The 22,428-nt window shown below is 43.3% G+C and carries 18 protein-coding genes and 1 tRNA gene; 10 read left to right on the top strand and 9 right to left on the bottom strand.

The window, feature by feature from the left end; all coding sequences use genetic code 11:
- Nucleotides 1–4: 4 nt before the first annotated feature.
- Nucleotides 5–643, bottom strand: coding sequence for an RNA polymerase sigma-70 factor (locus tag HMPREF9448_RS13260; RefSeq protein ID WP_008863088.1), 639 nt, complete (start codon nucleotides 641–643; stop codon nucleotides 5–7).
- A gap of 938 nt (nucleotides 644–1,581) precedes the next feature.
- Nucleotides 1,582–1,655, bottom strand: a tRNA-Ile gene (locus tag HMPREF9448_RS13255).
- Between the two features lie 568 nt (nucleotides 1,656–2,223).
- On the opposite strand from HMPREF9448_RS13255, the gene HMPREF9448_RS13250 reads away from it, so the two are divergent.
- Entirely contained in the window at nucleotides 2,224–2,868 is a 645-nt protein-coding gene (locus tag HMPREF9448_RS13250; RefSeq protein ID WP_008863087.1) for an HAD family hydrolase, read from the top strand.
- On the top strand, nucleotides 2,858–3,781 hold the full coding sequence (locus tag HMPREF9448_RS13245; protein WP_008863086.1) for a bifunctional riboflavin kinase/FAD synthetase: 924 nt from the start codon (nucleotides 2,858–2,860) through the stop codon (nucleotides 3,779–3,781). The genes HMPREF9448_RS13250 and HMPREF9448_RS13245 overlap by 11 nt, the downstream gene beginning before the upstream one ends.
- 91 nt (nucleotides 3,782–3,872) lie before the next feature.
- On the opposite strand, the gene HMPREF9448_RS14295 is transcribed toward HMPREF9448_RS13245, so the two are convergent.
- The 4 genes from HMPREF9448_RS14295 to xerD all read right to left on the bottom strand — a co-directional run bounded on the left by HMPREF9448_RS14295 (nucleotide 3,873) and on the right by xerD (nucleotide 9,981).
- On the bottom strand, nucleotides 3,873–4,598 hold the full coding sequence (locus HMPREF9448_RS14295) for an O-methyltransferase (protein ID WP_008863085.1): 726 nt from the start codon (nucleotides 4,596–4,598) through the stop codon (nucleotides 3,873–3,875).
- A gap of 10 nt (nucleotides 4,599–4,608) precedes the next feature.
- Complete coding sequence (locus HMPREF9448_RS13235) at nucleotides 4,609–7,056, bottom strand: YfhO family protein (protein WP_008863084.1); 2,448 nt, start codon at nucleotides 7,054–7,056, stop codon at nucleotides 4,609–4,611.
- Between the two features lie 167 nt (nucleotides 7,057–7,223).
- A complete protein-coding gene (locus HMPREF9448_RS13230) occupies nucleotides 7,224–8,906 on the bottom strand; it encodes a hypothetical protein (protein ID WP_008863083.1) in 1,683 nt (560 codons plus the stop codon).
- A gap of 163 nt (nucleotides 8,907–9,069) precedes the next feature.
- Nucleotides 9,070–9,981, bottom strand: coding sequence for a site-specific tyrosine recombinase XerD (xerD, locus tag HMPREF9448_RS13225; protein ID WP_008863082.1), 912 nt, complete (start codon nucleotides 9,979–9,981; stop codon nucleotides 9,070–9,072).
- A gap of 181 nt (nucleotides 9,982–10,162) precedes the next feature.
- Here xerD and aroQ point away from each other — a divergent pair, with 181 nt between their 5' ends.
- From aroQ to HMPREF9448_RS13200, 5 genes are read left to right on the top strand one after another with little or no spacing between them, the layout of a single operon-like run.
- Complete coding sequence (gene aroQ, locus HMPREF9448_RS13220; protein WP_008863081.1) at nucleotides 10,163–10,588, top strand: type II 3-dehydroquinate dehydratase; 426 nt, start codon at nucleotides 10,163–10,165, stop codon at nucleotides 10,586–10,588.
- A gap of 11 nt (nucleotides 10,589–10,599) precedes the next feature.
- A complete protein-coding gene (gene pyk / locus HMPREF9448_RS13215; RefSeq protein WP_008863080.1) occupies nucleotides 10,600–12,063 on the top strand; it encodes a pyruvate kinase in 1,464 nt (487 codons plus the stop codon).
- A complete protein-coding gene (locus HMPREF9448_RS13210; protein WP_008863079.1) occupies nucleotides 12,060–12,695 on the top strand; it encodes an O-methyltransferase in 636 nt (211 codons plus the stop codon). Before pyk ends, HMPREF9448_RS13210 begins: the two co-directional genes overlap by 4 nt.
- 51 nt (nucleotides 12,696–12,746) lie before the next feature.
- Nucleotides 12,747–13,082, top strand: a complete 336-nt coding sequence (rbfA, locus tag HMPREF9448_RS13205) for a 30S ribosome-binding factor RbfA (protein ID WP_008863078.1) — start codon at nucleotides 12,747–12,749, stop codon at nucleotides 13,080–13,082.
- A gap of 9 nt (nucleotides 13,083–13,091) precedes the next feature.
- Entirely contained in the window at nucleotides 13,092–14,333 is a 1,242-nt protein-coding gene (locus tag HMPREF9448_RS13200; RefSeq protein ID WP_008863077.1) for an FtsX-like permease family protein, read from the top strand.
- A gap of 105 nt (nucleotides 14,334–14,438) precedes the next feature.
- Here HMPREF9448_RS13200 and HMPREF9448_RS13195 read toward each other — a convergent pair whose 3' ends face one another.
- The 3 genes from HMPREF9448_RS13195 to HMPREF9448_RS13185 form a co-directional block, all read right to left on the bottom strand.
- Entirely contained in the window at nucleotides 14,439–14,834 is a 396-nt protein-coding gene (locus tag HMPREF9448_RS13195; protein ID WP_008863076.1) for an HIT family protein, read from the bottom strand.
- A 283-nt stretch (nucleotides 14,835–15,117) separates the two neighbouring features.
- The gene (greA, locus tag HMPREF9448_RS13190) at nucleotides 15,118–15,588 is read right to left on the bottom strand and encodes a transcription elongation factor GreA (protein WP_008863075.1); all 471 of its coding nucleotides are present in this window, start codon (nucleotides 15,586–15,588) and stop codon (nucleotides 15,118–15,120) included.
- Nucleotides 15,589–15,829: 241 nt separating this feature from the next.
- Nucleotides 15,830–16,969 carry a TlpA disulfide reductase family protein gene (locus HMPREF9448_RS13185; RefSeq protein ID WP_008863074.1) on the bottom strand — a complete coding sequence of 380 codons (1,140 nt, stop codon included), beginning with the start codon at nucleotides 16,967–16,969 and terminating at the stop codon, nucleotides 15,830–15,832.
- A gap of 452 nt (nucleotides 16,970–17,421) precedes the next feature.
- Between HMPREF9448_RS13185 and pnp the strand changes: the two genes are divergently transcribed.
- From pnp to HMPREF9448_RS13170, 3 genes are all read left to right on the top strand, one after another.
- Entirely contained in the window at nucleotides 17,422–19,590 is a 2,169-nt protein-coding gene (pnp, locus tag HMPREF9448_RS13180; RefSeq protein WP_008863073.1) for a polyribonucleotide nucleotidyltransferase, read from the top strand.
- Between the two features lie 731 nt (nucleotides 19,591–20,321).
- Nucleotides 20,322–21,791, top strand: coding sequence for an RNA polymerase factor sigma-54 (gene rpoN, locus HMPREF9448_RS13175; protein WP_008863071.1), 1,470 nt, complete (start codon nucleotides 20,322–20,324; stop codon nucleotides 21,789–21,791).
- Complete coding sequence (locus HMPREF9448_RS13170; protein WP_051008929.1) at nucleotides 21,792–22,427, top strand: phosphatase PAP2 family protein; 636 nt, start codon at nucleotides 21,792–21,794, stop codon at nucleotides 22,425–22,427. It begins immediately after the preceding gene.
- Nucleotide 22,428: the final 1 nt, after the last annotated feature.

The following is a 22,428-nucleotide window of genomic DNA, read 5'->3' as shown; positions in this document are numbered from 1 at the left end:
TTATCTATCGTACAAATAAAACAGCAATCAATAAGAAAAAATCTTTCAAAAGAGTCCGCAATGTTTTTAATGACTGGCTTATACGAACTTCAACCGTACGTTCCGAGACATTCAGTTTTTTAGCGATTTCTTTATATTTTATACCTTTTATCCGGCTCAATACGAAAACCTCTTTTTGAGCTTTCGGCAATTTATTTATCGCTTTTTTTATATGATCTTGTAATTCGGAATATAAAATATATTCCTCGGTATTGGAGCTCGATAATACCGAGTTTTCATTTACGTAATCAAAATAATCGTTCCTGACATTTTGATGCCTCATGTAATCGAAACAACGATTCCGAACGGAAATTAACAGATAAGATTTTAACGATCTCCCCACAGACAGTGTTTTCCGGTCATACCATAAATGCATGAATAAGGATTGAACTATATCCTCACAAACTTGTCTTTCGCGAAGATAGCTCCCCGCATAAAGAAGAAGGTCCTTATAATACAATTTAAAAATAGAATCAAAAGATCTTTCATCGTCCAAAGCTAATCTCCGCATCAAATCATCGTCACATGCTTGTTGAAAAGTTTCGTCATTCGAGATCAATGATTCCGATAAAATATTTAAATCATATATTTCTTTGTGATTCATAGTCTTATAACTTAACTTCTAAAAATGAATATTCAAAACCGATAATACCAAAAGTTATTCAGATACAACTTTTTATTTTAAATTAGGTGATGAATTTCTTTCCTCAAAGATATAATAATATTATAAAACTAATCACCAATTAAAAAAATCTTAATGAAAAATTCTTATAAAAAATTACAGTTATCCCCACAATTACAGTTAATTATAATAAATTAAATTGGAGAAATATCACAATTATTTAATATTATAATTAGACCATTTAAGAATATAAGGGTTCAGTAGAAAATTCATGGGGATAGCCCTGAATGTTAGCGAATGAGAGGGGATTGTATCTACTCTTCTCCTCTGCCGTGTACCGTAGCCTTACAGGACGTTGTGACGCAATATAGAGAAGAGATACCGAAGAAACAATAGTTTCTGAGGAGAAGGGTTGAAAAGATTTCATAAGATTTTTAGCTGTAAGGGTTAATCCCCTCGTCTCATAGGCATTCTCCCTATATTCCCTTATGAAAACGGAAACACCTCGTAATGCTACGGAGCACGGCAGAGGAGGAGGAGAAACTTGATTATTTTCACTGCGGGTATTTTCTAACCCCTCCGTCACTTCGTGACACCTCCCCTATATTTTGCATTGCAAAACACAGAGGAGGAGGTTTAATGCCCTTCTATCACACTATTTATCAATGAGATGGATCGTGTTTGGCCTCCTCCTCTGCCGTGCTCCGTAGTGTGGCGTTAGCCATATAGGGGAGGTGTCACGAAGTGACGGAGGAGTTGAGAAGATATTATATAATCTTTGATTGAGGAGTTAGAAGTATAAAACGGGCAATCCCCATTAATTATCGACAGAGCCTAAAAATCTACTGGCTCAATATAAGATTTTTTCTATCGAGACAAACAAAAAAGCAGATTGCGATTTTCTCGCAACCTGCTTTATGTGGTCCCACTTGGGCTTGAACCAAGGACCCCCTGATTATGAGTCAGATGCTCTAACCAACTGAGCTATAGGACCGGCACGGATATTTCCGTAAGCGTGTGCAAAGATAGATGTTTTCAAAGAAACCCCAAAATATTTTTTTATTTTTCTTCAAAGGGAATATAAAAGACGGTTGAAATCACCCCTTCTCTATCGTACCCCAATATACCTCGCCTTTCCATGAAACAGCATAAACAAAAATTGTACAAGCATTTCTCCTCTGCTCAATACGGTTGTACCATCGACCGTCATGCTTCCGTCAACTAAGAAGCTGTTTTAAATTTATTGAGAAATAATATTATCATTGCAGGCAGGTATGTTCCGGCCCTATTGAGCCCCTGTCTCGCATCTTGAATCCCTTGATTTTTGTCAATAGCCCGCTATTGACTGCGTATCTCGGACTCCAATCTGCTTCAACATAGGTCTTAATCTGTCTCGGAATAAATTTAAAACAGCTTCTAAAAATTTTTCTATGCAGCCAGAATACCGCACAAAATTCACTACTTTTGCATAAAATGCGAGAATAGGTAACACCCGAATGTAATCAAGCAAATTTATTTTACCCTCGGTTCGCCCTATTTTCGCTGCACTTAAAACTGTATTTATGAATACGTCTTTGGCGGGTATCCGGAATTTATTATTCGATTTAGGTGGAGTTATTATAAATCTCGACCGGCAACGTTGCGTCGATGCTTTAACGGCATTAGGCGATGAAAAAGCCGATGAAATGCTGGACCTATCCGTCCAACGGGGAACACTCATGGATTTGGAAGAGGGAAAAATATCCCCAAGCGACTTTTTCAAGTGCATGCGCCAAAAGATAGGGAAAGCCGTTTCGGACGAGGAAATCGTCCATGCCCTTAACGAACTTTTAATCGGGATTCCCCTCGACCGTTTGACTCTATTACGGAAATTGAGACAGCGATTCAACGTTATGATGTTGAGCAACACGAATCCTATCATGTTCGATACCAAAATAGCCGAGTGCTTTGCACAAGAGGGATTATCGATAACCGATTATTTCGATGACGTTTATTTATCCTACCGATTAAAATCTTGTAAACCAGACATCGCTATTTTCAAAAAAGTGATCGAACTATCCCGTATTGTTCCGCAAGAGACTTTATTTTTCGATGATTCTCAAAAGAATTTAGATGCTGCGGCCAGCCTCGGATTCAAGACTTTTCTCGTAACACCCGACAGGGATATAGTAACATTTTTCAATACCCAATCGATAGATGACTTCTGAATATAAAGGTATCACAAACGATCAAGCCGCTTTTGCAGCACTCGGTGTATTCGACGGTGTACATACGGGGCATCGAGCCGTTATCGAAAAAGTAAAAGAAGAAGCGGCTATGAGAAACTTATCGTCGGCAGTCATCTCATTTCGCACACACCCGCAGCAGGTACTTCACCCCGAAATACCTTTTCGCATGTTGACATCGCCCGAAGAACGAGCCGAGCTGTTGCGAAAAACCGGGATAGATCGAACTATTTTTCTTGACTTCACACCCGAAATGTCCTTATTATCGGCATACGATTTCTTGAAAATCCTGTCAAACCGATACTGTATAAAAGGGCTTATCATCGGCTATGACCATCGTTTCGGGCATAACCGGGCCGAGGGTTTCGAAGAGTACGTCAAATATGGCAAGGACTTAGGGATAGAAATAATCCATGCCCCTGAATTTGTGACCGACCTCGGGCCGGTAAGCTCTTCGATTATCCGAAAATATCTTTTGCAGGACGATGTTTGCACCGCCAACCGATTACTTTCATATCCTTATACGTTGCACGGGAATGTGGTAAAGGGTTTTCAGGTCGGAAGGAAAATAGGATTTCCCACGGCTAATTTAAATATCGACTACCCGGACAAACTGATTCCTGCAAATGGAGTTTATGCCGTACGAATCGGGATACCAGACGGCAAACATTACGGAGGCATGCTTAATATAGGACATCGGCCGACTCTAAACCGACCGAACGATTATAGCATAGAGGTGAATATTTTTGATTTCTCGGAAGATTTATACGGCAAGACCTTATCTGTCGAACTTATCGAATATGTACGCACGGAGAAAACATTCGCCGATATAAAGGCCTTACAGTCACAATTAGTTAAAGATAAAGAAACTATCCGCAAAATCTTATCCGAGTAATTTCCTCACTCACTTCCAGCGATTCGCGACGCAGAGAATAAATTCAAATTTATTCCAACTTCTATCTATTTTATCTTGAAACCCGAAATCGCTATAACGAGACTTGATAATCTTGTTTATTCAGTTTAGGATCACAACACACTAAACCGACATTCTTCATATCGACAGTTACCCTCACACGCTCGTCTTTAACGAGCTTTTCCCACCACGATTTCACTTCGCTATTACTGCGGATACCATCTATTATCAACAACGCATGCATATCCAAAACAGGGGCAAGCAAATCGGGCAATGCCCGATAATACGGCTTGGGCAAACGATTCACGACAATATACAGACGCTCGGGTGTTTGTCGAAAATAGTCCAAGAGAAACGTAGCATATTCTTCCCGAACGAAATCGGCCTTCTCTCCAACCTCGGCAAAAAGGCTCTCGGCAAAATCATGAATCTCGGGCAACGGTTCTACAACCGTAATCTCAGATTGTCTTCCCGCCAATCTCAAATAGAGAGTCGAAATTCCCCATGAAGTTCCTATTTCGAGAATGTTATCCGGACGAAAGAAGTTGGTCAATCGAAAAAAAAGCCTTCCTCGGCTTGTCGAAATCCGCTTCCGCAAATGTTTCTGTCGATGCGAAAGACTATCGTCCACATGCTCGTGACAAATCGCCTCTATGTCATCATAGGCATAGTACCTCGCTTTCTCCCGTATGACCTTCGTAATAAGTCTAAACGCAAAAGGAGAATGGATACCGAATCCCCATGCTTGACGCATGCGACTCATCGGCGACGTATAATCCTTCCAGAACTTTTTTTGCATGACGGTATTCCTAATCTTCCACAGACAAATCGTTACGCCTTTTCCACGCTCCAAGCCCCACCACTACAAATGCTCCCAAGATAAGGAACAAAGAAACATAGGCAACCGCTTCGGTCGTATGAACCGATTGTGGGTCGAAACGGAAAATGACTTCGTGGTCTCCGGCGGGAAGATTTACCGCCCGCAGCACATAATTCACCCTCGCCATATCGACCGGTTTCCCATCGACTGTCACTTGCCAGCCCCACGGGAAATATATCTCTGAGAAAACAGCCAATCCACCATTTCGGGATTGGTAACGATAAGTCAACTCGTCTGGTTTGTATGCCGTCTCATAAATCGTGTCACCGGCAACCGGAGGAATGATTTTCTCACCGATTTCATTCTTGAATTTACGATCGGCCACCGCCGTAAACGACGGATCGAAATCGGTAATCGCCTCCATCTCGGCATCGGCATTATCAACCCATTTCACTTCCGAGACGAACCATGCGTTCCCCAAAGCTCCGGGATTGCGTACCACCGTCTCTTTTCCGTTTTCGAGAGGTTGGATAATATAACGGGTGTTCAACATATTCAATACCGCAGGATTGGCATTCTCCAACTGATGCTTTATCAAGTCTTGATAACGACGCAACTTGGCGGCATGGTATCCTCCCACCGATTTATGATAATACGAAGTACGAGGCTCGTTGAAACTTGCCTCCAAAGTTGGTCCCGCAGCAGCATTCAATACTCTGTAATTCATATCTTTGTCTTGCAAGATATAACGATCGGCCTCGGTCATGGGGAAAGGATTGGTTTTCCGGGCAGCAGTCACGAAGTTACCGCTATTGAGATAACGTTTATTGACCGGATACATATCGCCGATAAGAATTACAACCAACGCAACCATTACCACAGTCGAACCTAACTTCTTCTCCCTCAAAAGCCACAAAGCGACAAAGCCCAATGCAACAATAACGAACGAACGCCATGCATCGGCCGTGAATATAGCTCGTCGAGCCTCGGCTATCCCGGCGAATAACTCTCCATAACCGGGTTGCTGTATAGCCTCCAATTCATAATCTTTCAAGAAATCATCGAACAAACCGGGGAACAAGGCCGCCAATAAGGCAATCCCCCCCACTATACCGCCGCTCAAATAGAACGACCATTTTTCTCTTTTAAGAATCGAGGGATCGTCGAATATCTTTTTCAATGCCAACACAGCGAGCAGAGGCATACAAAACTCGGCAACGACCAAAATACTCGAAACGGTACGGAACCGGTTATACATGGGGAAATAATCGATAAACCAGTCGGTAAACCACATCATATTCTTCCCCCATGACAGCATAACGGTCAATATAGTTACTACAAGCAATGCCCATTTCAATGGAGTACGAACGATAAAACACCCCAATACGAACAAAAAGAAAATCAACGCACCCACGTAAACGGGCCCAGACGTGAAAGGCTGGTCACCCCAGTATCGATCGACCTGAGACAAATAAGGACGGATTTGAGGATCGGCAGCCTTCGTCGCATGCTCGTTCTCGGAGAGCAGTCCACTGGCTCCTCCCTTACTGTCGGGAATAAGCAGGGTAAGCGTCTCCATCTTGCCATAACTCCATTTAGTAATATAATCCTTATCCAATCCGCTGCCCGTATTTTCTTGGGAATTGTCTTGCGATGTCAGCTCGGTATGTCCACCTCGCATGGATTCCTTCGAATACTTATAGGTATGATACAGATTCGAGGCATTCGCTCCGACAGCCAATAAAGCGGCGACAACCAATACTCCGGTGGCTTTGAAAAAGCGAGGCAACGTATGCGAACGATAATGTTCTACCGCATAGGCAATTACTACGGCAAAGATAACAAACAAAAAATAATAGGACATTTGCACATGGTTCGACATGATTTGCAATGCCCCGAACAGAGCAGCCAATGCTCCACCCAACAGATATTTACCCCGATAGGCCAACACGATACCGGCGATCGTCGGCGGGATATAAGCCAAAGTAATAAACTTCCAAATGTGCCCCGCCGCGATAATAATGAAAAAATAGGAAGAAAACGCATAAGCTATCGCCCCAAAGGCTGCCAGATACCAACGGACATTCAGCGACAACATAAGGATATAAAAGCCCAACATCATGATAAACAGCAAAGACACCGGCGAAACCAGCCACAAGTTGTAGATCTTTTGCAATCCTTTCAACGGTTCATTGCTCGCATAGCTCGGAGCGATTTGGAACGTGGGCATACCAGAAAATACCGTACCCGTCCAACGAGGCATTTCTCCGGTCTCTTCGGCATACGTTTTCGCCTCATGCCCGATAGCTAAACCTTGTTGGGTGTCATGTTGAAACAATATTTTCCCTTCGATTACATCGGGACAAAAATAAACGAACGATAATAATACAAACACCAATACCGGCAACAATGCCCAAAAATTCCTATGGTTTTTCATTTCTCCAAATCTGTATATTCTGTGCAAATGTACGAGTTTAACCGAAATAATCCCACTTCAAGAAGAACAATCTGAAACAAAAACGTTTATCTTCTATTCCTTTATACAAAAAAGCCGGAGCTGCACTGGGCAACTCCGGCTCTATTAATAAAGACTTATCTTCTATCTTATTTCACAAGCGAAGCGATATCGAATTTTGCAAATTCAAGATCGGTAGCAGCTTGTTGAGCTTTCGAAGAATCCATGCTGATAGATTTCTTCAAGTTGGAAACAACCATTTGTTCGTTGTTGGTACGAGCACCCAAAACAGCCATCAAATAGTATGTATTGGCATTAGGAGCTTCAACACCGGCCAAAGTAGCTTTTGCTTTGCTGTAATCTTTCGTCAAGATTTGAGCCAAAGCAGCATTGTTGGATTTAACATCGCCGAATGCTTTAACAGCTGCGTTATAGTCGCCTTTCTTCATGTAGAATACACCCAATGCTTCGTTCAATTCTTCTACACCAGCAGATTTACCAAATGCTTGTTCTGCCTTAGCATAGTCGTTATTAGCCAAGCTGATCAAGCCTTGATTCATAGCAACTTCGGGAGTATTGGGAGCAATGCGGGCAGCTTTTGCAAAGTTGTTTTGAGCAGCAGCCAAATCACCTTCTTCGTATTGAACCATACCCAAGTTGTTGTATCCACGATAATCGTTAGGATAGATTTCAACGACTTTTGCATAAATAGCGGCTTTTTCTTTATTGGTCTTTACCAAAGTAGCAGCATAAAGTAATTCGTCAACAGAAAGAGCTTTGGCATCTTCCTTAGCCAATTTCGAAATTTCTTCGTCAGATTTACCGATAACGTTTACAGAAGCTGTGATTCTCGAATAACGCAATTGGGGAAGAATTTCTTCGGCCAATACTTTGAACACAGAAGACATGTTCTTGATTTCACGTTCGCGTTGTTCAGGATCGGAATACATTGAAAGAACATTCAAAATAAGTTCTTTGTCTTGGATATTCGATTTCGAAACCAATTCTTTGAAACCTTCCCAGTCTTGAGCTGTAAATTCGGCAGTCATATCGGCATCGATTTTACCTTTCTTCAAGCTCTTCTTCATATAGTTAACCGTATTTTTCTCACGGTTTTCGGCCAAAGTCGTATTCAACTTAACACCACCATCGGGAGAAGCGAAAGAAGCGACATTGATATTGGTCAATTCCTTATTAGGAGCTTCGGTAGCAGCTTTGATTTCATTGTGCAAAGCGTTCATTTGTTCCGATTTCAATTGCTCAGAACGCAAGTTGGCTTGTTGAATAAGGAACATAATGTCGGCAGAATATTTTTCTTCTATGATACGTTGGAACTTATCGGGCGTAATAGCAGGATTCAACTCTTGTGCGTTAGCGATCTCGGCCGTAGAAATAACGCCTTCTGCAACAGTTACACGAGGAAGGTCATACGTTTTTTTGCCTCTTTGTACCTTAAATGCCAATTGCAATTCCGATTTCCGCATAGCAGGAATGTATTTGAAATTAACCGGCATTGAAACAACGCCACCCATTTTATAAGAAATGGCTTGGTCGTTACCTTCTACTTTTTCACCTTGATAAACAAACGGAGTTCCGGCAGTTTCACCATCGGCATAAACCAAATACGGAGTTACGGTTACAACCGATTTCTTATCGAAATATTTTTCAGGGAAAGTTCCAGTAACCGTTGCAGGAACTTGACCGCCCACTACTTCAAGAGGAGAAGGGGTTACCGTAAAATAATCGGCCGATAACGGCTTCATGTCTTTGTTACACCCTACAAATGCTAGTGTCATGAGAAGCATTAGAGGAAGATAGATTTTCTTAATCATAATAATAATTGTTTGGTTACACTTATTTTTTGAAATATTACTTTTATAGTCAACTGTTTAAAAACAAAATACTCCTATTGCGGTTAATATTTAAGGCAAAAATAAACAAAAATAGAACACTCCCACTATTTTTATACAAATTTTTTTATCTAACCTTCATAATTTATAAGGTTTTCTTATTTCTGGGGTGGTGTTGCAATATCTCTTGTCGTAAAAACTGCCGGTCGAGATGAGTATATATTTCTGTCGTAGTGATACTTTCATGGCCCAACATCTGTTGTATTGCCCGTAAATTGGCTCCTCCTTCCAACAGATGGGTAGCAAATGTATGCCGCAACGTGTGCGGACTGACTTTTTTACGAATACCACATCTTTCACAAGCTCTCTTGATAATATAGAAGATCATTACTCTGGTGAGTTGTGTCCCCCGGCGATTCAGAAACAAAATATTCTCGTTGCCCCGCTTTATATCAAGGGATAGCCGATCATCTATATAAGGACGAATTTCTTTAATCGCTTTCTCTGAAATAGGAACCAACCTCTGCTTTTTACCCTTACCTTCCACGATGATATAACCGTCGTTAAAATAGAGGTTGGACATACGAAGCCCCACCAATTCGGAAACACGAAGGCCACAACTATACAATGTTTCTACAATCGCTCGATTGCGGCGTTCTTCCGGTTTCGACAGGTCGAACGAATTGACTAGCTCGTCCACCTCCTCTACTGTCAACACGTCGGGCAATTTCATACCCAATTTAGGAGTCTCTATCAATTCCGAAGGATTCGTATCGATGCATTTCTCCATTCTCAAAAAATTGAAAAAAGATTTTATCCCCGAAATAATACGAGCCTGCGACCGTGCACCGATACCCAAATCTTGTAATGTAGCGACAAACTGATGCAAATCGGCTCCTGTAACGGTTCTCCAATCCAAATTTTCCGAGTCGATAAAGTCAACCAGCTTTTCTACATCGGACATATAACCGGCTATCGTATTCTCCGAAAGCCCTCGTTCCAGTCTCAAATAACGACTAAAACGTTTTAACAAATTATCCGTATCAACTAATGCCATTTTCTTTTTATCCGATATCTCATTTTTTTTCTGTAATTTTGCACTAAATTCAGGAGTAGTTTTTTGAGCTTTTATACAAAACAAAGCTACGCTAATGGCAGACTATTCCGTATCTTGATGAAAATAGGCAAAATCGAAGAGAATACGAAACATGTATTTCTCCTTACAAAGATAGTGATTTATGGATATTCTTATTATTAACGGGCCGAATCTTAACCTTTTGGGGAAGAGAGAAAAAAGCATTTACGGAGAAAAAAGTTTCGAAGATTATCTCTGTGAATTGCAGCAACGTTATGCCCAACACCACATCGCATACTATCAATCCAACATAGAGGGCGAACTCATCGGAAAAATTCAAGAAGCCGGTTTTTCCTGCGACGGCATTGTCCTTAACGCTGGTGCATACACACACACGTCTATTGCAATCGGCGATGCCATACGAGCAGTGCCCGCCCCCGTTATAGAGGTGCACATTTCCAATATACATGCCCGGGAAGAGTATCGACACACATCAATGATAGCCGCCGCAGCGAAGGGGTCGATCATCGGATTCGGACTCGACTCATACCGGCTCGCCATAGAAGCTCTAACTGAAAACGAACGATAAATTAATCATATATGTCCAAATATACCAAAATAGTAGCCACCATTTCCGACGCTCGTTGCGACGTCGATTTTATCAAACAGCTATACGAAAGCGGCATGAATGTGGTGCGTATGAATTCGGCCCATTTGCAAGAAGAAGGATTTCAAAAAATCATCGACAACGTGCGTGCCGTTTCGAACAAAATAGCCATTTTAATGGATACAAAAGGACCCGAAGTGCGTACTACCGCATTGTCGGGGGATTCAAACATTTTGTTTTCGACGGGCGACATCGTTCGCATCACGGGAAAAGAAGGAACATTGACCGGCAACGGATATATCGGGGTGAGTTATCCCCGTTTTGCAGAGGACCTTTCCATAGGCAGCCACATACTTATCGATGACGGAGAGCTCGAATTTGTCGTGCGAAAAAAAGAGAACGACGATTTGCTGTGCGAATCGCTCAACAACGGAGAGCTGGGTGCACGCAAAAGCGTAAACGTCCCGGGAGTACGGATTAACCTACCGTCTCTCACAGAAAAAGACATTCGCAATATCCGCTATGCCATTAAACAAAATATCGACTTCATCGCTCACTCGTTCGTACGCAGCAAACAAGATGTTCTCGATATACAGGCTATACTCGACGAGTACAAAAGCCCCATCAAGATTATCGCCAAAATAGAGAATCAAGAGGGTGTGGATAATATCGACGAGATACTCGAAGCCGCCTATGGGGTAATGGTCGCGCGAGGCGATTTGGGAATAGAAGTTCCCCAAGAAAAAATCCCCGGCATACAGGCTCGACTGATTAAAAAATGCATACAGGCCAAGAAACCGGTAATCGTAGCGACACAAATGTTGCACTCGATGATAAAAAATCCCCGGCCTACCCGTGCCGAAGTTACCGACATCGCCAATGCCATTTATCAACATACCGATGCGCTTATGCTCAGCGGTGAAACGGCTTATGGGAAATATCCTGTCGAAGCGGTGGCGACTATGGCCCGTGTAGCCGAAGAGGCCGAAAACAACAAACTCACGGAAAACAACATTCGGGTAGTCTCGACCGACGACCCCGATGTCACTTCGTTCCTTGCCAAACAAGCCGTAAAAACGTTTAACAAATTGGGCACGAAAGCTATCGTTACCGACAGTTACACAGGACGAACCGCTCGTTATGTCGCTGCCTTTCGCGGCAGATACCCGGTATTGGCGATTTGCTATTACGAGCGGACAATACGGTTACTGGCCCTCTCATACGGTGTCTTTCCGTTATATCAGGAACGAACCCGCACTTCCCGCGAATATTTGTTCAACGGGCTAAACCATCTCATGGAACAACACCTGATAAACCGCGACGATTTAATCGCCTATCTAGGCGGCGGATTCGGTGAAGGAAAAGGAACGACGTTCTTAGAAATCAATCGAGTAGGAGAAGTACTCGATAACTTCGACCACTATACGTTACCCAACATGGAAGATACCGAAGCATGACGCCCGAACTGGAAGAATACATATTGACCCACATCGACAAGGAAGACGAGCTGCTCGCTTCTCTCGACAGAAACACCCATCTCTACCACTTGCGTCCGCGCATGGTATCGGGTCATCTGCAAGGGAGGATTCTCAAAATGTTCTGCCGCATGATCCGGCCGCACAGAATATTGGAACTGGGAACCTTCACTGGATATTCGGCCTTGTGCTTGGCCGAAGGACTGACCGAGGGCGGCGAAGTACACACCATAGAGATCGACGACGAGATAGAAGATTTCACCCGCAGTTATTTCGATAAATCTCCGTTACGCGACCGGATAAAATTGATTATAGGCGATGCTTCGGACATCATTCCGGCATTAACCGACACGTACGACATCGTGTTTATCGATGCCAACAAAAGGGATTACTTGAAATATTACGAGCTCGTATTGCCGAAGGTGCGACCGGAAGGGTTCATTCTTGCCGACAATACCCTATGGGACGGTAAAGTCGTGACCGACCCGAACAGCCGCGATGCCCAAACCATAGGAATAGAACGGTTCAACGACTTCGTCGCGACCGACAATCGGGTAGAAAAAATTATACTTCCCTTACGAGACGGACTCACGATCTTATGGAAAAAACCATAATTTCGCCGGATATACGGGGTAAAACTTTGTTATTTATTAAAACCACCTATTATGGAAACAACCAGACAAAACAAAATAAGTCGACTGCTCCAAAAAGAATTGAGCGACATATTCTTGGCAGAAACCCGTAAAACACATGGGATAATCATATCGGTAAGCGTAGTGCGGGTAAGTCCCGACCTGAGTACGGCAAAAGCCTACCTGAGTATTTTCCCGCCGGAAAAGAGCGCAGAAATGATAGAAAACATCAATGCCAATACGAAAACCATTCGATACGAGCTTTCACAGCGGGTACGTTACCAGTTGAGAAAAACTCCCGAACTATCGTTTTTCCTCGACGATTCGCTCGACTACATCGAAAACATAGATTCTCTACTGAAAAAGTAAACGCTCCCTATGAACCGCCTCGCCCGGAAAATAGCATGGCGTTACTTGTTTTCAAAAAAATCGCATAGCGCCATCAATGCCATATCGATTGTCTCGGTATGCGGGGTGGCTATCACTACGTTGGCTCTCGTCTGCACGCTATCGGTCTACAACGGATTTACGGAGCTGATAGGATCGCTCTACTCCCAAATAGACCCGCAGATAAAAATAACTCCGTTGCAAGGCAAAACTCTTGACACCGAAGAAGAGGCTATCGAGCAAATCGCCGAATGGAACGAGGTGAAAACATTCACACCCGTCATCGAAGAAAACGCCCTCTGCATATACAAAGACCGGCAACGGCCTGTTTTAGTGAAAGGCGTACCCGACAATTATACAGAGCTTTCCCACATACAAGACATTGTCACGAGCGGAACGTTCCAACTCAACGACGGCAGAATCGACTACGTATCATTAGGTATCGGCGTAGCTGGACAACTCGGCGTTGTCGCCAACTCTCCTTATCCGGTAGAATTGTACGCTCCCAATCGGTTGGGAAAAGTCAATCTGGCCAATCCGTCACAGTCGTTTAACGGGAGACGTATTTTCGTCTCATCGACATTCTGCGCCAACCAAGCCATCTATGACGACCAGCTCGCCATCATACCCTTGTCGACCGCTCGCGAGATGTTCAGTTATACTACCGAAGCGACCGCTATCGAATTGCATCTCACTCCAACGACAGATGAAAACGAATTTGCGAAAAAATTGAGAGAACACCTCGGTGACGCTTATCGGGTGGCGACCCACATACAGCAAAACGACTGGTACAAATGGGTGCAAATAGAGAAATGGATCACATTTCTTATTTTATCGTTCATTCTGATGATTGCCACATTCAACGTAATCGGAGCCTTGTCGATGCTTATTATCGACAAAAAACGGGATATAGATACACTACAAAACCTCGGAGCCGACGACAGACTCATTTCTAAAATCTTCCTCGTCGAAGGGTGGCTCATTTCGGCTATCGGGGCTGGTTCGGGACTCATCTTGGGAGTCATACTCTGCTATCTGCAACAAGAATACGGAATACTGAAATTGGGCAGTTCCGAAGGCGTGTTTATTACCGACGCTTATCCGGTGAAGCTGGAACTCCTCGACACGCTGGCAGTCACAGCCATCGTCCTCATTTTGGGATTCGTGACCGCTTGGTATCCGGCCAAATTTCTGAGAAAAAGACTTCTGACAGCCAAACAAAACGAACAATAACCTACCACACTCCGTCACTGCATGTCACCCGCCCTATCTCATCTTATGATGACCGACGAAAGATTCATTAAAACCAACGCCTACGCTTTTTAAGGGCACTGAGAATCATTCCATTTCCCGAGCGATAGCCTCGGCAATAGCTTGCATCTCGGTAGATTCAAGAGAAAGTTTGTCCCGGAAAAAATTCATATCCGCTTCCTTGTTAATAGGAACGAGGTGAATATGAGTGTGCGGGACTTCGAGTCCCATAACAGCGACTCCCACTCGCTTACAAGGAATCGCTTTCTCGATAGCTTTTGCCACCCGTTTGGCAAATCGGGTAAGACCCACATAAGTCTCATCGTCCAAATCGAAAATATAATCGACCTCTTGTTTGGGAATAACCAAAGTATGACCTTTGGCAACGGGACTGATGTCTAAAAAAGCAAAGTAGTTTTCATCTTCGGCTACTTTATAGCACGGTATTTCACCGGCAACGATACGACTGAAAATAGATGCCATAATTTCGTGATTTTAGGTCTACAAATATAGTGAAAGTTGAGTGCAAAGACAAATGGAAATCATATTTCCGATTCGGCTATGCCGAACCGTATCCCATAAATATAGCGAAAATCAAACACAAAAAAGCTAAGCTCGCTGAGACTTTTCGACAAGACACTCTATATTAATGTGAAAAGAAACAGGGTGACAAAAAATATTCCCCCTTTCTGCGAACTATAGGAGAGAAAGGGGGAATATCTATAATAAAAAAGCCGGTGTGCATAACTCGCACATCGGCTTATGCCTAAATAGAAATATCTACGATCTCGAACGACATCAATCCAGAAGGCACTTGAATCTCTGCGATGTCTCCGACTTTCTTGCCCAACAGTCCTTTGGCGATAGGCGTCGTGGCCGAGATTTTTCCTTCTCTCAAATTGGCTTCGGACTCAGATACGATAGTGTAGGTCATTACCGCCCCGTTCTTCACATTTTTAATTTTTACTGTATTCAAAATCTGAACCGTATGGGTGTTCAATTTACTCTCGTCGATAAAGCGTGCATTCGCCACTAAATCTTTCAACTGAGAAATTTTCATTTCGAGCATTCCTTGCGCCTCTTTGGCGGCATCGTACTCGGCATTTTCCGAGAGATCTCCTTTATCACGTGCCTCACCGATAGCCCGTGAGATTTCGGGACGCTTCACATTTTCGAGATAAGCGATCTCTTCCATCAATTTTTTGTAACCTTCTTCGGTCATGTACGTAATAGCCATAATCTAACTCCTATAGTTTATATTAAATAATTTTCTCATCGAGATGTCGTTTCAATTTTTCGAAGGTTCCAATATCACTTGGAAATTTCAAAACGGCTCCTAAACAAAAAAGAAATCCCGCCGTTTGTCGGGACTCCTTTTTGTGCTTTCAATGTGACAAAGATACTCTCTTTTTTTTATCTTCCAAAAAAAAACAACGATATTCGTCCAAAAGTTCATTTTCCGAACCTCGTATCGAACCTTAAAGCCGAGACTGTACCGCGTTTTCTATTTCATCGACTTTTTCTATCCGTTTTACAATACCGTCATTCCTATCGATAACAAAGCATGTAGGCAGTGTCTTCACATTATACATGGCGGCATTATGCGAATAAACGCTTTGAGGATCTCGCACACAAATCCACGGGAGATTATCGGCCGCAACTTTCCAAGCCTGCTCGTCGGCATCCAAAGAAACTTGATATATTTCCAACCCTTTCGACTTGTATTTTTTATAGAGCTCGGCCAACTTCATATTATACACCGGAGAATAATCGGCCTGATAGGCGGTAAAACTCAGAAGAACGACTTTACCAGCATCGACAAAATTGGACAAGACCTTTTTCCGTCCTCGCAAATCGTATAATTCCATATCCAGAAAATTGGCTGTGCTCGCTTCAATTTCGGACTTTTCCTTTTGCGCAGCACGCTCAGCGGCAATAGCAGCCAGTGTCATGTTCTTCAATTGTTTGGATCGAGGCGAATCGGGATAAAGCGAATCGAATCCCGTAGCGACGGCAGCTATCAATTTTCGGTCATCGGCATCATAAGGATCAAATATTTTATCTCCGTTTATTTCTTGAAAAACAATATAATATGCAGTTGCCGAGGCCGGATTTTCCAATACCAAATCGAACATTTTCTTTTTATAGACGGCCAAATCTTCGATTGCCAGCTTCCGCAAATCGTCGACACGGTCGCTATTGGAAGACATAGCTCGGGACAGTTCATCGATTCGTTTTTTTAACTTGGCGCTTTCCTGAGCGACAATGCGCATCTTCACACATTCGTCCGACCCTGTAAGTTCATAGTCATTGGCAAAATCGGCCGCATTCGCCGAGAGGTTCAATGTTTCGGTCGAATCTATGGCCAAATGTATGATGGACTTGTCTAATCTCAATTGATAAAACTCAGGATACTGCGGAGCATGATACTTGAATTTAAACCGACCGTCCTTATCCAATTCGACAGAATCGAGAAGCTCTGTACCATTCACAGCCAACGACTCTAAATACAGTACTTGTCCATCGGCATCGGCCACGCGTCCCTGAATGGAAAATTTCTTATTGTCGCACGAGGTTATCACCAACGCCATTGCACACCCAAATACCCACTTTTTCATTTCCGTATATGTTATAAATTATGTTCCTTTCTTCAATTGCAAAGATAGTATACGCCGAGAGTAGAAGCAAATTCACTTGATTATACCGGGGCATAACCTATTTCGCACTATGCAAAGATAATGCAAATGAAGACAGAAGCAAAACACATTTCAATTACATTGATTTTCACTATCAATGGCAAAAATAGTGCAAATCGAAAGTAGAAACAAGTTTACTCGACATATACCGAGGTACAGGTTACTCCCGCATTCGCCGTAAACGGTCACATAATCGAGAAGCTCGCGCAAGCAAAATGTCAGGAGAAAGTATAAAAAAACGAAATTAAACCGACTCAGACTCCTCTCTACGTATTCTATTTTCGCATTTTTATTTCATAATCATAGTTTTACTTTCAAACTTTCATTATCTTTGCACGATTTTGAGAAGGAAAAAATAAAGAAAAATCGATTTTATGATTAAACAAGTTATTAAGAAGACCATCGATTTGGGTGATGGAAGGACCATCACCATCGAAACCGGCAAGCTAGCCAAGCAAGCCGATGGAGCCGTCGAGGTTCGCATGGGCAACACCATGCTGCTGGCTACCGTATGTTCGGCCCAAGAAGCCGGTGAAGGCGTGGATTTCATGCCTCTGCAAGTAGAATATAAAGAACGTTTCTCTGCTTTCGGCCGTTTCCCCGGAGGTTTCACCAAAAGAGAAGGCCGTGCTTCGGATTACGAAATACTTACTTCCCGTTTAGTGGATCGTGTATTGCGCCCTTTGTTCCCCGAAAATTATCATGCCGACACATTCGTGAACATCATGTTATTTTCGAGCGACGGCGTAGATATGCCCGACGCTTTGGCCGGTCTTGCCGCTTCGGCAGCTTTGGCCGTTTCGGACATTCCTTTCAATGGCCCTATCTCGGAAGTACGAGTTGCCCGTATCGATGGTAAATTCAAAATAAATCCCACTTTCGCCGAATTGGAGAAAGCCGATATGGACTTAATGGTGGGAGCCACTTATGAAAATATTATGATGGTAGAAGGCGAAATGGACGAAGTTTCGGAGGCCGATTTGCTCGAAGCATTGAAAGCCGCCCACGAAGCTATCAAGGTTCATTGCCTTGTACAAAAAGAATTGGCAGAAGCCGTAGGCTCTACCGCGAAAAGAGAATATTGCCACGAGACCAACGATGAAGAGTTGAGAAAAGACGTTTGGGCAAAATGCTACGACAAAGCATACGCTATCGCACGTTCGGGAAATGCCGACAAGCATGCCCGCCAAAACGCTTTCGACGCGATTGTCGACGAATACTTAGCCGGCATGAGCGAAGAAGATGCCGCCGAAAAAGGAGCTCTTGTAAAACGCTACTACCACGATGTAGAAAAAGAAGCTGTTCGCCGTTGTATTCTCGATGAGGGTATTCGTTTGGACGGACGTACTACCACACAAATTCGTCCTATCTGGTGCGAAGTCGATTATATACCCGGACCTCATGGATCGGCAGTCTTCACTCGCGGTGAAACGCAATCTTTATCGACCGTAACTCTCGGAACCAAACTCGACGAGAAAATTCTCGACGACGTATTGAATCAAGGTCGCGACCGTTTCTTGTTGCACTATAACTTCCCCCCCTTCTCCACCGGCGAAGCCAAAGCTCAACGTGGCGTAGGTCGTCGTGAAATAGGACACGGAAACTTGGCGAACCGTGCGCTTAAACGTATGATTCCTGCCGATTATCCTTACGTGGTACGTGTAGTTTCGGATATTCTCGAATCAAACGGTTCCTCCTCGATGGCAACGGTTTGTGCCGGGACATTGGCTCTTATGGATGCCGGTGTGAAAATCAAGAAACCGGTATCAGGTATAGCTATGGGATTGATTACCGATAAAGACAATGTGAAATATGCCATTCTCTCGGATATTCTCGGTGACGAAGACCACCTCGGGGATATGGACTTCAAAGTGACCGGAACTCGCGACGGTATCACAGCGACCCAAATGGATATCAAGTGCGACGGACTTTCTTACGAAGTTTTGGAAAAAGCCTTGAACCAAGCCCGCGAAGGTCGTCTGCACATTCTTAATATTATCACCGACACTATCGCCGAACCTCGCGCCGACTTGAAACCGCACGCGCCTCGTATCGAAACGATGATTATCCCGAAAGACATGATCGGAGCCGTAATAGGCCCGGGCGGAAAAATTATCCAAAGCATACAGGAAGCCAGCGGAGCTGTGGTTACTATCGATGAAATCAACAACGAGGGACACATAGAAATATCTGCCGCTAATCTCGATTCTATCAAAGATGCTATACGTCGTATCAAATCTATCACGGCTCAACCCGAAGAGGGAGAAACTTATACCGGAGTCGTTAAATCGATTTTACCCTTCGGCGCTTTCGTAGAAATTCTTCCGGGAAAAGACGGATTACTCCACATCTCGGAAATCAGCTGGGATCGCCTCGAATCGATGGAGACATCGGGCATCCACGAAGGAGACGAAGTAACGGTAAAACTCATCGAAATAGACAAAAAAACCGGTAAATACCGCTTGTCTATAAAGGCGCTGTTGCCCCGCCCCGAAAGAGCTCCCCGCAGCGACCGTCATTCTCGTAACAACAACAACCAATAAGAATCACTTATTTGCCGCATAAAAGCCGTGTATTTCCCATACACGGCTTTTTTTATTCGCAATAAGAACAAGCTCTTCCCCCTCATGTTTCGCAAAAGATATAGCGAAGAAGCATTGAATCCCCCTTAATACTATGGAAAGCAAGGCTCAGGAGGAAATTAGTGAAGATTGTCTTTTAAATTCTCTCTTGTATTTGCGAGTAGGAGTGAAAAGAATATTCGCAGTGACATCTTAGTTCCCCACCCTCAGCTCATCGCAGATGAGATAGGGAGAACGCTCGTAAGGCGAGAGGATTAAATATCCGATACAAACAGCCTAATGTGATGTTGTTTTCAACCCCTCCGTCACTTCGTGCCACCTCCCCTATATTTTGTTTGACAACCAAACACAGGGGAGGAGGTTTTAATTAAGCAAGAATCAACCTTTCCCCGAAAAGTCCGGAATGTGGTTATCTACAAAAATTTCATCGCTAAAATTCATGTCTATCCCACGAGGTTTTACTGAACCGAAAGCAGCAGAGAGTCTCACCATATAGTTTCAAAAACACCGGCAGCAATCATTCCGAAAGAATGTAGCTCCAACTTATTCATATTTCTTTCATTTGTAAAATACCCTTGAAAAACAGCTCTCGAATACAGGCTGAAAAAATAAAAACAGCTTCTAAAAATTCTCATTTTTTTACTTATTTAGAGCAAAAATAGCTATCTTCGTTTGCAAATCACTCACAGCTTATGGCAGCACTGAAACAGCAGTTGCAACAAAAATTGCAACAGAAACTATCGCCCCAGCAGATACAGTTGATTCGACTCCTCGAACTTACCGAAATCGAATTTGAAGAACGCGTACAACAAGAACTGGTCGATAATCCCGCCTTAGAAGAAGGACGGGAAGAAATCCCGGACAGTATAAACGAATTTGATGCCAACGCCGATGAAGACGGAAATCCGGGAGAATCGGCAGAGGAACTTACATTGGGTGATTATCGCAACGAAGAAGATATACCGGACTACCGACTCGAAGCCGACAACTACTCGAAAGATGACAAAAAAGAAGACATTCCATTCGTATCGGCCTCTTCATTTCACGATTACCTCGAAAGCCAGTTGGGAGAGCTTTCTCTCGACGAAACCTCCTATCAAATTGCTCAATACATTATTGGGAATATAGATGACAACGGTTATTTACAGAGACCGATACAAGCTATTTCGGACGATCTTATTTTTCAAGTAGGTTTAGACGTTCCGGTGAGCCAAGTAGAAGATATTTTACAAATGATTCAGGAGTTCGAACCGGCCGGTGTCGGGGCTTCGAATTTACGGGAATGCCTGTTACTCCAATTAGAACGCCACGAAGGGACTCCTGCCAACTTATTGGCTTACAAGATTATCGACAAAATGTTCGAAGAATTCTCTAAAAAGCATTACGACAAAATCATGCGCCAATGTAATGTTTGCGAAGAAGAACTGAAACAAGCCATACGAGAAATCACGCTACTTAATCCCAAGCCCGGAAGCGCATGGAACAACAGCTATTCGGGCAGCTCGGAACATCACATTATTCCCGACTTTTTTGTCGAAGCGCAAGATGGGGAGTTAACCATCGGGCTAAATAACGGGAATATACCCGAACTACACGTAAGCCGGGATTATCAGGATATGTTCGACGATTATTCCTCGAACAAACAAAACCAGACTCGGGAAAAACGGGATGCCCTGTTATTCGTCAAACAAAAACTCGATGCGGCGCAATGGTTTGTCAATGCTGTAAAACAACGACAGGAAACACTGCTGAGCACAATTAAAGTCATCGTAGATTTACAAAAAGATTTTTTCCTCACCGGCGACGAACGCAACTTGAAACCCATGATTCTGAAAGATGTCGCCGAACGTGCGGGATATGACATTTCTACCATCTCCCGAGCCAGCAACAGCAAATACGTGCAAACAAATTTCGGCATTTATCCGTTAAAATATTTCTTTTCCGAATCTATGCAAAACGATGCCGGAGAAGAGGTTTCTACCCGGGAAATCAAAAGATTGTTAGAAGAACTGGTAGACCACGAAGACAAACATAAACCCCTCTCGGACGATAAGCTGTGCGAGCTGCTGCAACAAAAAGGCTATCCGATAGCCCGGCGTACGATCGCTAAATACAGGGAACAACTATCGATACCGGTAGCCCGATTGCGAAAAGAAATTTGAATGAATCAAACCGAACGACACATGAAACTATTAGCCACGATTCTATCGACTATATTCCACCCGTTATTGATGCCAACTTACGGAATCGCCATCGCACTTTATACGTCCTATATGAGAGTCTTCGGCGACAGACTGTTAGGAATCATCGTCATAGGCGTATTGCTCACCACTTGCATACTTCCGTCCTTAGGCATATTTATCCTCTACAAAACAGGTCATATCAGCGATTTCAGACTTCACAACCGCACCGAGCGTACCGTTCCGTATATCATCAACTTTGTTTGTTATATCGCATGTTATCTCTACTTATACCGTTTCGGGATACCGAATTGGATACTCTCTTTCATAGCGGGTGCGATCGTCTCGCTTATCATTTCTTTATTTATCAACCGATATTGGAAAATAAGCGCACACATGGTAGCGGCCGGAGCGATGGCTGTATTGGTATTCCTAATGAGCATTTATAGATTAATGCTTACGCCCTATATATTCCCCTTGCAAATAACCATCATTTTGCTTGCAGGACTCATCGGCTCTTCTCGTATTTTACTGAATCGACACACGATCGGCCAAGTAGGTGCGGGATTTGCATTAGGAGCCATGTGCTGCGGATTTTTATTTTTCCTATTCATATAAA

It is taken from the genome of Barnesiella intestinihominis YIT 11860 (assembly GCF_000296465.1).
GTDB classification, from domain to species: Bacteria; Bacteroidota; Bacteroidia; order Bacteroidales; family Barnesiellaceae; genus Barnesiella; species Barnesiella intestinihominis.
Note: the sequence above shows the minus strand (reverse complement) of the source record. Positions and strands in the feature narration are given on the sequence as shown.

What these genes read in the sequence shown, in the direction of transcription:
- HMPREF9448_RS13260 (WP_008863088.1), bottom strand. Translation starts at nt 643, where the DNA reads ATGAATCACAAAGAAATATATGATTTAAATATTTTATCGGAATCATTG.
- HMPREF9448_RS13250 (WP_008863087.1), top strand. Translation starts at nt 2,224, where the DNA reads ATGAATACGTCTTTGGCGGGTATCCGGAATTTATTATTCGATTTAGGT.
- HMPREF9448_RS13245 (WP_008863086.1), top strand. Translation starts at nt 2,858, where the DNA reads ATGACTTCTGAATATAAAGGTATCACAAACGATCAAGCCGCTTTTGCA.
- HMPREF9448_RS14295 (WP_008863085.1), bottom strand. Translation starts at nt 4,598, where the DNA reads ATGCAAAAAAAGTTCTGGAAGGATTATACGTCGCCGATGAGTCGCATG.
- HMPREF9448_RS13235 (WP_008863084.1), bottom strand. Translation starts at nt 7,056, where the DNA reads ATGAAAAACCATAGGAATTTTTGGGCATTGTTGCCGGTATTGGTGTTT.
- HMPREF9448_RS13230 (WP_008863083.1), bottom strand. Translation starts at nt 8,906, where the DNA reads ATGATTAAGAAAATCTATCTTCCTCTAATGCTTCTCATGACACTAGCA.
- xerD (WP_008863082.1), bottom strand. Translation starts at nt 9,981, where the DNA reads ATGGCATTAGTTGATACGGATAATTTGTTAAAACGTTTTAGTCGTTAT.
- aroQ (WP_008863081.1), top strand. Translation starts at nt 10,163, where the DNA reads ATGGATATTCTTATTATTAACGGGCCGAATCTTAACCTTTTGGGGAAG.
- pyk (WP_008863080.1), top strand. Translation starts at nt 10,600, where the DNA reads ATGTCCAAATATACCAAAATAGTAGCCACCATTTCCGACGCTCGTTGC.
- HMPREF9448_RS13210 (WP_008863079.1), top strand. Translation starts at nt 12,060, where the DNA reads ATGACGCCCGAACTGGAAGAATACATATTGACCCACATCGACAAGGAA.
- rbfA (WP_008863078.1), top strand. Translation starts at nt 12,747, where the DNA reads ATGGAAACAACCAGACAAAACAAAATAAGTCGACTGCTCCAAAAAGAA.
- HMPREF9448_RS13200 (WP_008863077.1), top strand. Translation starts at nt 13,092, where the DNA reads ATGAACCGCCTCGCCCGGAAAATAGCATGGCGTTACTTGTTTTCAAAA.
- HMPREF9448_RS13195 (WP_008863076.1), bottom strand. Translation starts at nt 14,834, where the DNA reads ATGGCATCTATTTTCAGTCGTATCGTTGCCGGTGAAATACCGTGCTAT.
- greA (WP_008863075.1), bottom strand. Translation starts at nt 15,588, where the DNA reads ATGGCTATTACGTACATGACCGAAGAAGGTTACAAAAAATTGATGGAA.
- HMPREF9448_RS13185 (WP_008863074.1), bottom strand. Translation starts at nt 16,969, where the DNA reads ATGAAAAAGTGGGTATTTGGGTGTGCAATGGCGTTGGTGATAACCTCG.
- pnp (WP_008863073.1), top strand. Translation starts at nt 17,422, where the DNA reads ATGATTAAACAAGTTATTAAGAAGACCATCGATTTGGGTGATGGAAGG.
- rpoN (WP_008863071.1), top strand. Translation starts at nt 20,322, where the DNA reads ATGGCAGCACTGAAACAGCAGTTGCAACAAAAATTGCAACAGAAACTA.
- HMPREF9448_RS13170 (WP_051008929.1), top strand. Translation starts at nt 21,792, where the DNA reads ATGAATCAAACCGAACGACACATGAAACTATTAGCCACGATTCTATCG.